This is a genomic window from Methylobacterium platani, assembly GCF_001653715.1.
GTDB lineage: Bacteria > Pseudomonadota > Alphaproteobacteria > Rhizobiales > Beijerinckiaceae > Methylobacterium > Methylobacterium platani.
This window is the reverse complement of record NZ_LWHQ01000006.1, coordinates 130,475-146,124: the sequence shown is the minus strand read 5'-3', so window position 1 is coordinate 146,124 and position 15,650 is coordinate 130,475. Positions and strand designations below refer to the sequence as shown.

Genomic DNA, 15,650 nt, shown 5'->3' with positions numbered 1-15,650 from the left:
CAGCTCCGGATTATCTCCCCGATAACAGTTCTGTTCGTGGCCGATGAGGCTGCGGTGCGGGAGTGGGTCCCTCGGGGCCCGCTCTTTTTTATTGCCGCAAGCCTCCCCGGGCGCGAGCCGAACGCCAGATTGCCTCCCCTTCACGGGACCGCGCTGCGGCACTGACCTCATGACCGACGCCCCAGACCAACACCCGGCCGAGAAGCGCCTGATCACCGAGACCGGCGTCGGCGCTCGCGTCGCGCAGATCATCGAGCCCGCGATCGAGGGCCTCGGCTTCCGCCTCGTGCGGGTGAAGGTGTCCAGCCAGAACGGCTGCACCGTGCAGATCATGGTCGAGCGGCCGGACGGCACGATGTCGGTGGACGAGTGCGAGACCGTCAGCCGCACGATCTCGCCGATCCTCGACGTCGACGACCCGATCGGCGGCGCCTACTACCTCGAGATCTCCTCGCCGGGGATCGACCGGCCGCTGGTCCGTGCCGGCGACTTCGCCCGCTGGGCCGGCTACGAGGCCAAGGTCGAGCTGGCGACGCCGCTCGACGGCCGCAAGCGCTTCCGCGGCATCATCCGGGCGCCGCAGGGCGAGACCGTCCGCATCGAGCTGCCGGACGTCAAGGAAGGCCTGCCGTCCTCCTACGACATCCCGCTGCGCGACATCGGCGAGGCCCACCTCGTCCTCACCGACGCGCTCGTGCGCGAGTCGCTGCGGCGCGGCTCGGCCCCGCCGCAGGACGACGAGGGGGACGACGCGGACGAGGGCGCCGCCCCGCCGCTCGCCCACTGAGAATCGCGAAGACATCCCGAGCAAGACACTCCAACCAGGAAGGACTGAACCGATGGCCGTCGTCAGCGCCAACAGGCTCGAACTCCTCCAGATCGCCGAGGCGGTCGCCCGCGAGAAGGTGATCGACCGCGCCATCGTGATCGGCGCCATGGAAGAGGCGATCGCCAAGGCCGCCCGCTCGCGCTACGGCGCCGAGACCGACGTGCATGCCGAGATCGATCCCCGCACCGGGGCGCTCCGCCTGTCGCGCCACCTCCTGGTGGTGGACGAGGTCGAGAACGACTCCCGCGAGATCGATCTGCCCGCGGCCCGCCGCCACAACCCGGCCGCCCAGGTCGGCGACGTGATCTCCGACACCCTGCCGCCGTTCGATTTCGGCCGCGTCGCCGCCCAGTCGGCCAAGCAGGTGATCGTCCAGAAGGTCCGCGACGCCGAGCGCGACCGCCAGTACGACGAGTACAAGGACCGCATCGGCGAGGTCGTGAACGGCCTCGTCAAGCGCGTCGAGTACGGCAACGTCATCGTCGACCTCGGCCGCGGCGAGGGCATCGTGCGGCGCGACGAGTCGATCCCGCGCGAGACCTTCCGCCCGGGCGACCGCATCCGCGCCTACCTGTTCGACGTCCGCCGCGAGGTGCGCGGGCCGCAGATCTTCCTGTCGCGCTCGCACCCGCAATTCATGGCCAAGCTCTTCGGCCAGGAAGTGCCGGAGATCTACGACGGCATCGTCGAGGTGAAGGCGGTCGCCCGCGATCCGGGCTCGCGCGCCAAGATCGCGGTGATCTCGCGCGATTCCTCGATCGATCCGGTCGGCGCCTGCGTGGGCATGCGCGGATCGCGCGTCCAGGCGGTGGTCGGCGAGCTGCAGGGCGAGAAGATCGACATCATCCCGTGGTCGCAGGACCAGGCGACCTTCATCGTCAACGCGCTGCAGCCGGCCGAGGTGGTCAAGGTGGTGCTCGACGAGGAGGCCGACCGCATCGAGGTGGTGGTGCCCGACGACCAGCTGTCGCTCGCCATCGGCCGGCGCGGCCAGAACGTCCGGCTCGCCTCCCAGCTCACCGGCTGGGACATCGACATCCTGACCGAGGCCGAGGAATCCGAGCGCCGGCAGAAGGAGTTCGTCGAGCGCACCAACACCTTCATGCAGGCCCTCGACGTCGACGAGACCGTCGGCCAGCTGCTCGCCGCGGAAGGCTTCCGCTCGGTCGAGGAGATCGCCTACGTCGAGCCGGCGGAGCTCGCCAACATCCAGGGCCTCGACGAGGAGACCGGCGCCGAGATCCAGGCCCGCGCGCTCGACTACCTCAACCGCATCGAGGCCGAGAACGACGCCCGCCGCATCGAGCTCGGCGTCGCCGACGAGCTGCGCGACATCGACGGCATCACCACCCCGATGATGGTGGCGCTGGGCGAGAACGACGTGAAGAGCGTCGAGGACCTCGCCGGCTGCGCCACCGACGACCTCGTCGGCTACACCGAGGGCCGCGGGCCCGAGGCGGTGCGCCATGCCGGCTACCTCGACGGGTTCGAGATCTCCCGCGCCGAGGCCGAGTCGATGATCATGGCCGCGCGCGTCCATGCCGGCTGGGTCGAGGCGCCCCCGGTCGAGGAGGTGCAGGAGGGCGAGGAGGGCGAGGAGGGCGAGCACGCCGAGGGCGAGGAATCCGAGGGCGAGCACGCCGAGGGCCGGGACGTCGACGGTCAGGACGAGGGCGACCACTCCGAGACCGTGCCGGTCGAGGAGGACGCCGCCGCGACGGCCGAGCGCCAGCCGACCTGAGGCGGGGAGGGGAGCGTCGGATCATGAGCGCGACCATGCAGGACGACGCGCAGGATGCGGATGCGCTGCCGCCGGACGTCCTCGACGCCGGCGCCGGGCGCGGCCGCGCCAACGCGGAGCGCACCTGCCTGGTCACGCGCCAGGCGGGCCATCCCGACCGGATGATCCGCTTCGCGCTGGCCCCCGACAACCGGGTGGTGCCGGACCTGCGCGCCCGGCTCCCCGGCCGCGGCGCCTGGGTCACGGCGACCCGGGCGGCGGTGGCGGAGGCGGTGAGGAAGCGCCTGTTCCAGCGCGCCTTCCGGCAGAAGGACGCCGTGGCGGCACCCGATCTCGCCGATGTGATCGAGGCGGGGTTGCGCGACGACCTGCGCCAGGGTTTCTCGCTCGCCAACAAGGCGGGCTGCGTCGTCACCGGGTTCACCAAGGTGGAGAGCGCGGTGGACAGCGTGACCGGGGTGAAGGCCCTGGTGCATGCCAGCGATGCGAGTGCCGACGGCCGGCGCAAGCTCGCCCAGGCATTGCGAAGGCGCTACGGCGATGCCATATCGAGGATCCCGGTGATCGACGACCTGTCCGGTGAAGAATTGGACATGGCCTTGGGCCGGGATCATGTGATACACGCTGCCCTCGTCGCGGGAGCCGGCACTGCCGGCTTGCTCGCGCGTTGGCGTCGGCTCCACGTCTTCCGCGGCGAGGCGGCGACGCCGGGAACCGCCGGAACGGAACCCTCGGGCTCCGACGCGGCGCTCCCGGACGCTGTCCAGGATGACGGATCATCGTCGCGGACCGGCCCCCCGGAGGCCGGTGGTTGAGTGAATCGAATGGGATCGGCCCGGTTGGCGGGTGCGCTCCCGGGAATACGATGGGAGGCGGCCGCCGGGAGGCCGGGTCCCGGGACGGACGAGAACCCCCAGGGTCTGAACTGAATGAGTGAGACGAAGAATCCGGGCGACAAGACGTTGCATACCGGTCCCTCCAAGACGCTGTCGATGAAGCGTCCGGTCGAGCAGGGGACGGTGCGCCAGAGCTTCTCCCATGGCCGCTCGAAGTCGGTCGTGGTCGAGACGGTGAAACGTCGCCCCGGCGGCGCGCCGGCCCCGGCCGCGCCGAAGGACGCCGCACCGAGCCAGGCACGCTCCGCTCCCCAGGGGCAGGGCCGTCCGGGCGCACCGCGCCAGGATCGTCCGGCCGCCGCGCGGTCCGGCGTCGTGCTGCGCACCCTGAGCGATCAGGAGCAGAGCGCCCGCATGGCCGCCCTCGTCGACGCCAAGCGTCGCGAGGAGGAGGAGCGCCGCCGCGCCGCCGAGGAGGCCCAGCGCCGCGTCGAGCGCGAGGCCGCCGAGCAGCGTGACCGCGAGGCCGCCGAGGCCCGCAAGCACGAGGAGGACGAGCGCCGACGCCAGGAGGACGCGCGCAAGCGCCGCGCCGCCGAGGAGGCCGAGCGCCGCGCCCAGGACGACGCGGCGCGCGCCGCCGCGGCTCCCGCTCCCGCTCCGGCCGCTCCCGCGGCGCCTGCACCTGCGGCTGCGCCCGCCGCGGCGGCTCCGGCCGCCGCCCGTCCGGCCGCCGCAGCGGGTGCCGCCCGCCCGGCCGCCCCCGCCGGTGCGCGCCCCGCCGCAGGTGCGGCGGCCCGTCCGGCCGCCGCCGGTGCCCGCCCGGCCGGTGCGCGCCCCGCGGCGCCCGCCGGAACCCGTCCGGCGACCCCGAGCACCGGGATCACCCGTCCGAGCGCCCCGGCCGAGCCGCGCCGCACGCTGACGGCCGATGCCCGCAAGCCGCGCGACCTGAACTTCATGGCCCGCCCGGCGCCGAAGCCGGAGCCCGAGCCCGCCAAGCCCGAGGCGACGGCCGCCAAGCCCGCGACGGCGGCGAAGACCGCGACCGGCGCCGCCGGCGCCGCGCGTCCCGCCACCGGCCGCCCGGCCGCTGCCGAGGAGGAGGCCGAGACCAAGCGGGTCATCCGCCGTCCCGGCATGCCGCTCAAGGTCATCACCCCGCCCAAGACCCCGAAGTCGCCGGGCGGCGACCGCAACCGCGGCCGCCTGACCATCGCGACCGCGACCTCGGGCGAGGACGAGCGCACCCGCTCGCTGGCCTCGTTCCGCCGCCGCAACCAGCGCCTGACCGGCCACCGCCAGGTGGAGCAGAAGGAGAAGCTGGCCCGCGAGGTGGTCATCCCGGAGACGATCACCATCCAGGAGCTCGCCAACCGGATGAGCGAGCGGGCGGTCGACGTCATCCGCATGCTGATGAAGCAGGGCCAGATCCACAAGATCACCGACGTGATCGACTCGGATTCGGCGCAGCTCATCGCCGAGGAACTCGGCCACACCGTCCGCCGCGTCGCGGAGTCGGACGTCGAGGAAGGCCTGTTCGACGAGCCCGATACCGACGACGACACCCAGCCGCGTCCGCCGGTCGTGACCATCATGGGCCACGTCGACCACGGCAAGACCTCGCTGCTCGACGCGATCCGCAACGCCAACGTCGTCTCCGGCGAGGCGGGCGGCATCACGCAGCACATCGGCGCCTACCAGGTGACCTCGCCGTCCGGCGGCAAGATCACCTTCATCGACACCCCCGGCCACGCCGCCTTCACGTCGATGCGCGCCCGCGGCGCCCGGGTGACGGACATCGTGGTGCTGGTGGTGGCGGCCGACGACGGTGTCATGCCCCAGACGATCGAGGCGATCTCCCACGCCAAGGCGGCCGAGGTGCCGCTGATCGTGGCGATCAACAAGATCGACAAGCCCGACGCGAACCCGCAGCGGGTGCGCAACGAGCTCTTGCAGCACGACATCCAGGTCGAGTCGATGGGCGGCGAGACCCTCGAGTTCGAGGTCTCGGCCAAGACCCGCGACGGCCTCGACGAGCTGCTGGAGGGCCTCGCCCTCCAGGCCGAGATCCTGGACCTGCGCGCCAACCCCGAGCGGTCGGCGGAAGGAACGGTGATCGAGGCCAAGCTCGACCGCGGCCGCGGCCCGGTGGCGACGGTGCTCGTGGAGCGCGGCACGCTGCGCACCGGCGACATCATCGTGGCGGGTGCCGAGTGGGGCCGCGTGCGCGCCCTCGTCGACGATGCCGGCCGCAACGCCAAGGAAGCGGCGCCGTCGGTGCCGGTCGAGGTGCTCGGCTTCAACGGCACGCCGGAGGCGGGCGACCGCGTCGCGGTGGTCGAGAACGAGGCCCGGGCCCGCGAGGTCACCGAGTACCGTGCCCGCGTGAAGCGCGAGCGTGCGGCGGCCACCGGCAGCGGTGCCGGCCGGACGCTGATGGACATGATGCGCGACCTCAAGGAGGGCGCCGGCCGCAAGGAGTTCCCGCTCGTCATCAAGGGCGACGTGCAGGGCTCGGTCGAGGCCATCGCCGGCTCGCTCGAGAAGCTCGGCAACGACGAGGTGGCGGCCCGCATCCTGCACACGGGTGTCGGCGGCATCACCGAGTCGGACATCACCCTGGCCCAGGCTTCGGGTGCGGTCGTGGTCGGCTTCAACGTCCGCGCCCACAAGGAGGCCCGCGAGGCCGCCGAGCGGGCGGGCGTCGAGATCCGCTACTACAACATCATCTACGACCTCGTGGATGACGTGAAGGCGGCGATGTCGGGCCTGCTGCCGCCGACGCTCCGCGAGGAGCGCCTGGGCGAGGCGCGCATCCTCGAGATCTTCAACGTCTCGAAGGTGGGCAAGATCGCCGGTTGCCGGGTCGAGGACGGTCGCGTCGAGCGCGGCGCCCATGTCCGCCTCATCCGCGACAACGTGGTGGTGCACGAGGGCAAGCTCTCGCAGCTCAAGCGCTTCAAGGACGACGCCAAGGAAGTGGCGGCCGGCCAGGAATGCGGCATGGCCTTCGAGAACTACCAGGACATGCGTCCCCGCGACGTCATCGAGTGCTACATCGTCCACGAGGAGCGTCGCACGCTCTGACGGCGAACCCGCTGCCATCGGCCGTCCGCCGTCATGGCGGCGGCCCCTAGAGACGGCCGCGAGCCCGGGACGCCAGCGTCCCGGGCTCTTCGGTTCATAAAGATGACAGCCGCGTGGGCCTGGAGGCCGCAAGGCCAGACCCGGACGACCGCCCCGCGGCCCGGTCCGAGCCCGGAGAGACGATGGTGCGCAAACCCCAGGAATCCACCGGCCCTTCGCAGCGCCAGCAGCGCGTGGCCGAACTCGTGCGGCACGCCCTCGCCGAGGTGCTGAGCCGCGGCGACATCCAGGATCCGGTGCTGAGCCAGCACGTGATCACCGTGCCGGAGGTGCGGATGTCGCCCGATCTCAAGCTCGCCACCGCCTACGTGATGCCGCTCGGCGGCCAGGACGAGCGCCCGGTGATCGAGGCGCTCGAGCGCAACAAGAAGGTGCTGCGCCAGGAGGTGGCCCGCCGGGTGGCGCTGAAATTCGCCCCCGACCTGCGCTTCCGCCGCGACGAGACCTTCGACGAGGCCGCGCGCATCGACAGGCTCCTGCGCAGCGACAAGGTCCAGCGCGACCTCGAGTCCGACGAGCCGGACACCGAGGAGTAGGACCCCGCCCGGGTCGGGCCGAACCGGCGCCCGGGTTGACGACTTGAGACTCCACAAGAGGTCGGCACGGACCAACGCGGGCCTGCGTCCCGCGGCCGTCGCCGTTCGAGAACGGACACGAAGATGACGATGCACGAGGACCAGCCCGCAGAGCCCGCGCCGCAGGCGACCCGCCCCGCCCGCGAGGGCCGCGACGGAGCCCCGCGCCAAGACGGTCCGCGCCAAGATGGTCCGCGCCAAGACGGTCCGCGTTCCGACCGGCCGCGCGGCCGCGGCCGCCCGCCGGGCGACCGGCCCAAGCGCCGCGAGATCAGCGGCTGGGTGATCCTCGACAAGGGCGTCGGCATGACCTCGACCCACGCGGTCGCGGCGGTCAAGCGGGCGCTCAACGCCAAGAAGGCGGGCCATGCCGGCACCCTCGATCCGCTCGCCTCCGGCATCCTGCCGATCGCGCTCGGCGAGGCGACGAAGACCGTCCCCTTCGTGATGGACGGCCGCAAGGCCTACGTTTTCTCGGTCACCTGGGGCGTCGAGACCGACACCGACGACGCGGAAGGCCGCCCGGTCGCGACCTCGGACGACCGGCCCACGCAAGGTGAGGTCGAGGCGATGCTGCCGCGCTTCGTCGGCGCGATCGAGCAGGTGCCGCCGCGCTACTCGGCGATCAAGATCCAGGGCGAGCGCGCCTACGACCTCGCCCGCGACGGCGAGGTGGTGGAGCTGGTCGCCCGGCCGGTGCAGATCGACCGGCTGGCGGTCGTCGCCCACACGCCCGAGCGCACGGTGATCGAGGCCGAGTGCGGCAAGGGCACCTATGTGCGGGCCATCGCCCGCGACCTCGGCCGCGCGCTCGGCTGCTTCGGCCACGTCTCGGCCCTGCGCCGCACCCGCGTCGGCCCCTTCACCGAGGACCAGTCCTGCACCGTCGCGGCGCTCGAGGCGGCCGAGGCCGAGGCCAATGCCGCTCTCCTGCGCCCGGTCGAGACCGCGCTCGACGCGGTGCCGCACGTGCCGGTCTCCCGCGACATGGCGATGCGGCTGATGCGCGGCCAGCCGGTGATCCTGCGCGGGCGCGACGCGCCGACCGAGGGCAAGGCCTATGCGAGCTGCGGCGGCGTGCTCGTCGCGGTCGGCGACGTCGAGCGCGGCGAACTGGTGCCGCACCGGGTGTTCCACCTCGGCGGCACCGCCCCGCGCAACGGCTGACCAGAGCATTTTCCGACGAAGTGGATACCGGTTCGTCTCAGAAAATGCGGCAAAATCAAGGACCTAGAGAGCTTCGCGATTGCAGCGCGATCGCGATGTGCTCTAAAGAGGGCAGGGGGGCGATGACAGAGGGACTGGAGACCGATCCGCGGGTGCTGTGGAGCGAGGACGTCCTGCGCTACCGCGACACGGACGCCAACGGCCACGTCAACAACGCGGTCTTCGCCGCCTTCTGCGAGAGCGGGCGGGTGCAGTTCTTCGGAACCCGCCTGACCCCCTTGCTCGGCCCCGATACCTTCTTCGTCATCGCCCGCTTCGTCATCGATTACCGGGCCGAGCTGCACTATCCGGGCCGGGTCCGCACCGCGACCTGGCTCGCCCGCGCCGGCCGCACCTCGCTGGGTTTCCGCCACCGCATCCTCACCGGGGACGTCGTGGCGGGCGAGGCGGAATCGGTCTGCGTGCTCCTCGACAAGACGACGCGGCGGCCGGCGCCGCTCGGGGCGGCCGGCGACGCGGCGGCGCGGCTGGTGGTCGAGGCGGGCTGAGAGCCCGCTTCCCTTGCGGCCCGGGGCCTCGCCGCGTAGGTCTGTGGCGGTCCCTCCGCCTCGTCGAGGTCCGGCCTACGACCGCCAGGATGGTTCTCGCCGTGCAGCTGCGGGCCCTGATCTACTTCAACGAGCTCGCCCGCCACGGCTCGATGCGGCGCGCGGCGGAAAAGCTCGGCATCGCGCCGACCGCGATCAGCCGGCAGATCGAGAACCTCGAATACCATTTCGGGGCGCCGCTGGTGGAGCGCGACCCGACCGGGATCCGGCTCACCGCCGCCGGCGAGTTGCTCGCCGCCCGCTCGGCTCGCTCCTTGCGCGAGCTCGACCACGTCCGCACCCTGATCGACGACCTCAAGGGCCTGCGGGCCGGGCGGGTGACGGTCTATGCCAGCGGCGCGGCGGCCTCCGGCCTGCTGGTGCCGGCGCTGGCCGAGTTCTCCGCCACCTACCCGGAGGTGCGGTTCGAGGTGGTGGTGGCGAGCGTCGGCCGCACCATGCAGGCGCTCGCCGACGGCGAGGCGGATCTCGCCGTTACCTTGTTCACGCCGCCGCGGACCGAGACCCTGGTCCGCTGCCGCGTGCCGGTCGACCATGCCGCCGTGATGGCGCCCGATCATCCCCTCGCCGACCGGCTCCAGGTCGGCCCGGGTGATCTCCTCGCCCATCCGGTGGCGGTGCCGGACGCCGCCTTCGGGGTGCGCCAGGCCCTCGACGCGCAGATGCGGGAGGCGGGCCTCTCCGCCCTCGATCCGGTCTTCACCACCAGCGCGCTCGAGGTCCAGCTGGAGCTCGCCCGGCGCGGCCGGGCCGTGCTGGTCCTGCCGCCCTTCAGCGTGCGGCGCGACGCGGCCGCCGGGGCGCTGGTGGCGCGGCCGTTCCGGGACCTGCGCATCCGCACCCATCTCGACCTGTCGCACCTGCGCGACCGGCCGCTCTCCTTCGCCGCCGCCAAGCTGGTGGCGGTTCTGGAGCATCACATGCCGGTTTTCTGCGCAGAGGCCGAGGTGTAGCGGTTTCGGCTACGGGGTGCGCACCAGATCGCTGTTGCGGCCACACCAAAAATCCTGATCTCCTAGAGGCAGCATCGAGCCGCACGACAGAGGCGGCCGGCCCAACGCCAATCACCCGAGGGGTTCCATGGTCCTGCTCACGCGCTCCTCACGCTCGCGCCGCCGCGTCCTCAGAGACGCCCTCCTGGCGGGTGCGGTCCTCGCCGCGCTCGCGCTGCCGGGGCTCGCCGGCGGTGCCGAGGCCGCGCCGCGCACCGACCTCGTCGTCGGCATGCCGGTGGAGCCGCCGGGCCTCGATCCGACCAGCGCCGCCCCGACGGTGATCGGCCAAGTGGTGTGGCAGAACGTGTTCCAGGGCCTGACCCGGATCGACCGCGACGGCAAGGTGCAGCCGCAGCTGGCCAAGAGCTGGACGGTCTCGCCCGACGGCCTGACCTACACCTTCGCGCTCCAGCCCGGCGTGAAGTTCCACAACGGCGAGCCCTTCACCGCCGAGACGGCGAAGTTCGCCCTCGACGCGATCCGGGCGCCGGGCTCGGTCAACCCGCAGAAGGCGCTCTACGCCGTCATCGCCGACGTCAAGGCGCCGGACCCGCAGACCCTGGTCCTGACCCTGTCGAAATCCTCCGGCAACCTGCTGTTCTGGCTCGGCCAGCCGGCGGCGGTGATGGTCGAGCCGAAGTCCCGCGACGGGCTGAAGAGCAATCCCGTCGGCACCGGGCCGTTCCGCTTCGCCTCCTGGCGCAAGGGCGACCGGGTCGAGCTGACGCGCAACCCCGATTACTGGGACGCCGCCCGCAAGGTCCATCTCGACAAGGTCACGTTCCGCTTCATCGGCGATCCCCAGGCGGCGGCGGCGGCGCTGCGGGCCGGCGACGTCGATGCCTTCCCGCTGCTGCCGGCGCCCGAACTCTACGCCGCGTTCCAGAAGGACAAGGCCTTCACGGCCGAGCCGGGCCTGACCGAGATGAAGGTCGTGGCCGGCATGAACAATGCGGCGAAGCCCTTCAGCGACAAGCGCGTGCGCCAGGCGCTGATGATGGCGGTGGACCGCAAGCTCCTGATCGAGGGCGCCTATTCGGGCTACGGCGCAGCCATCGGCAGCCATTACACGCCCAACGACCCGGGCTACAAGGACCTGACCGGCGTCTATCCCTACGACCCCAAGAAGGCCAAGGCGCTCCTAGCGGAGGCCGGCTACGCCAAGGGCCTGACCTTCAACTTCAAGTCGCCGCAGATGGCCTACGCCACCCGCACCGCCGAGATCCTGCAGGCGATGTTTTCCGAGGTCGGGGTCACGATGAACATCGTGCCGACCGAGTTCCCGGCGAAGTGGGTGCAGGAGGTGATGCGGGATCGGGCCTTCGACATGACGGTCATCGCGCATGCCGAGCCGATGGACATCGCGATCTACGCCAACGATCCGTACTATTTCGGCTACAAGAACCCGGCCTTCAACGACGTGGTGGCGAAGGCCGCCGCTTCCACCGACGAGGCGGCGCGGCTGAAGCTCTACGGCGAGGCGCAAGAGATCCTCGCCGAGGACGTGCCGGCCCTGTTCCTGTTCGTGCTGCCGAAGCTCAGCGTGTGGCGGGCGAAGCTGACGGGGTTCTGGAAGAACGAGCCGGTGCCGTCGAACGACCTGACCGAGGTGCGGTGGACGGAGTAGGGCATGCGTTTCCCGCGGGAGCATGTCACCGACGGTTGAGCGCATCGCCTCTCCCCGCGGGCGGGGAGAGGGCTCCGGCGACCTTGTCGTCGCCGGGGCGAGGCGGCAGCCGATGGTGAGGGGGAGGTGCCGAATGTGCTCCTCCGGCAACACCCCCTCACCCTCGCTCCGGCTGCGCCTGCGCTTGCTGTGTTCCCTGAACAGGAACACAGCCCTCTCCCCGCCCGCGGGGAGAGGGGAAGCCCGCGCTTCATGCGTCGGGGATGGCTTCTTTCGACTTCAAGTTCGACCACAACAAAGCGCTCCCGATGCCCGAGTTCACCCGATGCTGAGGCACCTCCTCCGCCGCGCCGCCGGCTTCGCCGTCACCTTCCTGCTGATCTCGGTGCTGGTCTTCTGCATGATGGAGATCGTGCCGGGCGATCCGGCCTCGGCGATGCTCGGCACCTCGGCGACCCCTGAGACGCTCGCGGCCCTGCGCGCGCAGATGGGGCTCGATGCGCCGGCGGCGATCCGCTACCTGCGCTGGCTCGGCGGGCTCGCGACCGGCGACATGGGGGTGTCCTTCACCTACGGCGTGCCGGTGGGCGGGCTGATCCGCGAGCGGCTGGCGGTGACGCTGCCGCTCACCGGGCTCGCGGTGCTGCTCGCGGTCGGCATCGCGCTGCCGCTCGGCGTCACCGCGGCGGCCCGTCCCGGCGGCGTGGCGGACGGGGCCGCGACCCTGTACGCGCAGGCCGGCATCGCGGTGCCGAATTTCTGGATCGGGCTCCTGCTCATCATGGTGGTGGCGCTCGGCCTCGGCTGGCTGCCGGCCGGCGGCTTCCCGGGCTGGGACCAGCCCGCGGCGGCGCTGCGCGCCCTGCTGCTGCCGGCGCTGGCGCTCGCCATCCCGCAATCGGCGGTGCTGACCCGGGTGACGCGGGCCTCCGTCGTCGAGGTGATGAACGAGGATTTCGTGCGCACCGCCCGGGCCAAGGGCGCCTCGGTCTCCCGCGCGCTGTGGCGCCACGCGGTGCCGAACGCGCTGGTGCCGGTCATCACCATGCTGGGCCTGCAGATCTCGTTCCTGATCGGCGGCGCGGTGCTGGTCGAGAACGTGTTCACCCTGCCGGGCATGGGTCGGCTCGCCTGGCAGGCGCTGGCGCAACGCGACCTGATCGTGATCCAGAATGTCGTGATGGTGTTCGCCACCATCGTCATCGTGGTCAATCTCGGGGTCGACCTGCTCTATACCGTGGTCGATCCCCGCCTGAGGAGGCGCGCATGACGGCCCTCGCCAAGGTCTCCGGCGCGTCCTTCCGGCTCCGGCGCCCCGGCAGAGCCGCGCTCCTCGTCGGCGGAATCCTGACGGCGGTCCTCGTCGGGGTCGCGCTCCTCTCCCTGGTCTGGACCCCCGAGGACCCGGCCCGGATGCGCATCCTTCAGAAGCTGAAGGGGCCTCTGGTCTCCGGGCTGCTGGGCACCGACCATCTCGGGCGCGACGTCGCCTCGATGCTGATGCGCGGCGCCTTCAACTCGCTCACCACCGCCTTCGCGGCGGTGGGGCTGGGCGCGGTGCTCGGCACGCTCGCCGGCGTCGCGGCGGCCGCGCGGGCCGGCTTCGACGCGGTGCTGATGCGGATCTGCGACGCCTTGTTCGCCCTGCCGCCGATCCTGTCGGCGATCATGCTCGGCGCGCTCCTCGGCCCCGGCGCACTCACGGCGATCGTCGCCATCGGGGTGTTCATGATCCCGGTCTTCGCCCGGGTCACCCGCGGCGCGGCGATGCAGATCTGGGCACGCGACTACATCATGGCGGCACGCATGGCCGGCAAGGGCACGGCGCGGATCACCCTCGAGCACGTGCTGCCGAACATCGCCGGACAGGTCATCGTCCAGGTCACGATCCAGCTCGCCATGGCGATCCTGACCGAGGCCGGCCTGAGCTTCCTCGGGCTCGGCCTGCCGCCGCCGGCCCCGACCTGGGGGCGGATGCTGGCGGAGTCGCAGACCTACATGCTGCAAGCCCCGCACCTCGCGCTCGCCCCCGGCCTCGCCATCGCGGCCGCCGTGCTCGGCCTCAACCTCCTGGGCGACGGACTCGCCGCCCGCCTCGATCCGCGCCGCCGGCAGGCCTCCTGATGCTCGCGATCCGCAACCTCTCCATCGCCTTCCCGGGGCCTGCGGGCCCGGCCCGCGTCGTCGACGACGTCTCGGTGGCGGTCGGCCGCGGCGAGAGCCTCGGCATCGTCGGCGAATCCGGCTCCGGCAAGTCGATGCTGTCCCTCGCCACCATCGGGCTCCTGCCGGGGAGCGCCCGCACCTCCGGCGAGATCCTGCTGGACGGCAAGGACATCCTGCGCCTGCGCGAGCGCGAGCTGTGCTCCTTGCGCGGCCGGCGCATCGGCATGATCTTCCAGGAACCGATGACGGCGCTCAACCCCGCCATGACGGCGGGCCAGCAGATCGCGGAAGGGATCCGCCTGCATCGCACCGTCGGCCGGTCCGAGGCCCGCGCCGAGGCCCTGCGCCTCCTCGACCGGGTGCGGATCCCCGATCCGGCCCGCCGCATCGACAGCTATCCCCACGAGATGTCCGGCGGCCAGCGCCAGCGCGTCGGCATCGCGATCGCGCTGGCGCTCAAGCCCGACCTGCTGATCGCCGACGAGCCGACCACGGCGCTCGACGTCACGGTGCAGAAGGAGATCCTCGACATCCTCGACGAGCTGGTCGCCGATCTCGGCCTGTCGCTGATCCTGATCAGCCACGACCTCGGGGTGATCGCCCGCAGCACCGACCGGACCCTGGTGATGTGCCGCGGCCGCGCCGTCGAGGAGGGGCCGACCGAGACCGTCCTGCGTCACCCTTCCGCGCAGTACACCCGCGACCTGATCGCGGCCTTGCCGCGCCGCGCCCGGGCCGGCCTCGGCGACGAAGCCCGTCACGCCGCGGGAGGCGCCCGGTGACCGCTCCGCTTCTCGCGATCGAGAACCTGACCCGCGACTACACCCTGCGGGCCAAGGGCGCCACGCGGCACCTGCGGGCCGTCGACGGCGTCAGCCTCGCGGTCGAGCCCGGCAGCATCTTCGCGGTCGTCGGCGAATCCGGCTGCGGCAAGTCCACCCTCGCCCGCATCGTCATGGCCCTCGACCGGCCGACCGGCGGCACGGTGCGGCTCGGCGGCGACGACCTGTTCGCGCTGTCGCCGAAGGCGCTGGCGCGCAAGCGCCGCGACTTCCAGATGGTGTTCCAGGATCCCTACGGTTCGCTCAACCCGCGCCACTCGGTCGGGCGTATCGTCGCCGAGCCGCTCCACCTCCTCGACGACGCGCCGCGGGGCCGCGACCGCCAGTCCCTGGTCGCCCGGGCGCTCGAGGATGTCGGCCTGCCGGCACAGGCCGCCGAGCGCTATCCGCACGAATTCTCCGGCGGCCAGCGCCAGCGCATCGCGATCGCGCGGGCGCTGATCACCAACCCGAAGCTCGTCGTCGCCGACGAGGCGGTCTCAGCCCTCGACCTGTCGATCCAGGCCCAGATCCTGCGCCTGATCCTGAGCCTGCGCGACCGGCACGGCCTGACCGTGCTGTTCATCACCCACAATATCGGCGTCGTCGACGAGGTCGCCGACCGGGTCGGGGTGATGCAGGCCGGGCGCCTGGTCGAGACCGGGACGGTGCGCGAGGTGCTGGACCACCCCCGCGAGGACTACACCCGCACGTTGCTCGCCGCCGAGCCGACGCTCGCGGTGCTGGGTCGGCGCCGGCGGCGGGCGTGACGGGGAGGGGGCCTCACGGCATGTGATTGACGCATGGCCGCCCCTCCATCGCGCCGCTTGCTCCTCGGCGTGCGATGTGTGAAATCGATTTCACGCACCGCGGCGATGGCGTCGCGGCGGTGCTGCCCTTCTTGGGCGTTTCCTCCCTAGACTTCGGGCCGCCTCGCAAGGGCGGCCTTTTTTCTGTCCGCTACCGTCAAGCCGCCTCACGGTCGTGTCCCGTGTCGCTGCGCACGGTACACGACACCGCGACCTCGGCCCGAACATAGGGGCGGACGATCCTCGCGAGTCTCCCCCTTTCCCGGACGACTGAAACGACGTGGAAGGAGATCCGGGATCCAGCGAAAGAAGTGCCGCGAAGCGGC

At 72.0% G+C, this 15,650-nt stretch carries 12 protein-coding genes and 1 pseudogene; all 13 read left to right on the top strand.

The window, feature by feature from the left end; translation table 11 throughout:
• Positions 1-169: 169 nt before the first annotated feature.
• A pseudogene (rimP, locus tag A5481_RS02160) lies at positions 170-766 on the top strand (ribosome maturation factor RimP); the annotation flags it as partial.
• A gap of 73 nt (positions 767-839) precedes the next feature.
• Positions 840-2,570 carry a transcription termination factor NusA gene (gene nusA / locus A5481_RS02155; RefSeq protein WP_048436387.1) on the top strand — a complete coding sequence of 577 codons (1,731 nt, stop codon included), beginning with the start codon at positions 840-842 and terminating at the stop codon, positions 2,568-2,570.
• Positions 2,571-2,593: 23 nt separating this feature from the next.
• Positions 2,594-3,385: an RNA-binding protein gene (locus tag A5481_RS02150; protein WP_048436388.1), complete on the top strand. Its 792-nt coding sequence runs from the start codon at positions 2,594-2,596 to the stop codon at positions 3,383-3,385.
• A 114-nt stretch (positions 3,386-3,499) separates the two neighbouring features.
• Entirely contained in the window at positions 3,500-6,496 is a 2,997-nt protein-coding gene (gene infB, locus A5481_RS02145) for a translation initiation factor IF-2 (protein WP_064503748.1), read from the top strand.
• Between the two features lie 182 nt (positions 6,497-6,678).
• Positions 6,679-7,092 (top strand): 30S ribosome-binding factor RbfA, encoded by a 414-nt coding sequence (gene rbfA, locus A5481_RS02140; RefSeq protein WP_156311814.1) that lies wholly within the window; start codon positions 6,679-6,681, stop codon positions 7,090-7,092.
• Between the two features lie 129 nt (positions 7,093-7,221).
• Positions 7,222-8,298, top strand: a complete 1,077-nt coding sequence (gene truB / locus A5481_RS02135) for a tRNA pseudouridine(55) synthase TruB (protein WP_048433716.1) — start codon at positions 7,222-7,224, stop codon at positions 8,296-8,298.
• A 122-nt stretch (positions 8,299-8,420) separates the two neighbouring features.
• A complete protein-coding gene (locus A5481_RS02130; RefSeq protein ID WP_048433709.1) occupies positions 8,421-8,846 on the top strand; it encodes an acyl-CoA thioesterase in 426 nt (141 codons plus the stop codon).
• Between the two features lie 101 nt (positions 8,847-8,947).
• Complete coding sequence (locus tag A5481_RS02125) at positions 8,948-9,859, top strand: LysR family transcriptional regulator (RefSeq protein WP_048433717.1); 912 nt, start codon at positions 8,948-8,950, stop codon at positions 9,857-9,859.
• 127 nt (positions 9,860-9,986) lie between these two features.
• Complete coding sequence (locus A5481_RS02120; protein ID WP_048433710.1) at positions 9,987-11,528, top strand: ABC transporter substrate-binding protein; 1,542 nt, start codon at positions 9,987-9,989, stop codon at positions 11,526-11,528.
• A 325-nt stretch (positions 11,529-11,853) separates the two neighbouring features.
• Positions 11,854-12,798, top strand: a complete 945-nt coding sequence (locus A5481_RS02115; protein ID WP_048433711.1) for an ABC transporter permease — start codon at positions 11,854-11,856, stop codon at positions 12,796-12,798.
• A complete protein-coding gene (locus A5481_RS02110; protein WP_048433712.1) occupies positions 12,795-13,652 on the top strand; it encodes an ABC transporter permease in 858 nt (285 codons plus the stop codon). The genes A5481_RS02115 and A5481_RS02110 overlap by 4 nt, the downstream gene beginning before the upstream one ends.
• Positions 13,652-14,476, top strand: coding sequence for an ABC transporter ATP-binding protein (locus A5481_RS02105; protein ID WP_197514121.1), 825 nt, complete (start codon positions 13,652-13,654; stop codon positions 14,474-14,476). The genes A5481_RS02110 and A5481_RS02105 overlap by 1 nt, the downstream gene beginning before the upstream one ends.
• Positions 14,473-15,285 (top strand): ATP-binding cassette domain-containing protein, encoded by an 813-nt coding sequence (locus tag A5481_RS02100; RefSeq protein ID WP_048433714.1) that lies wholly within the window; start codon positions 14,473-14,475, stop codon positions 15,283-15,285. Before A5481_RS02105 ends, A5481_RS02100 begins: the two co-directional genes overlap by 4 nt.
• The last annotated feature ends 365 nt before the right edge of the window (positions 15,286-15,650 follow it).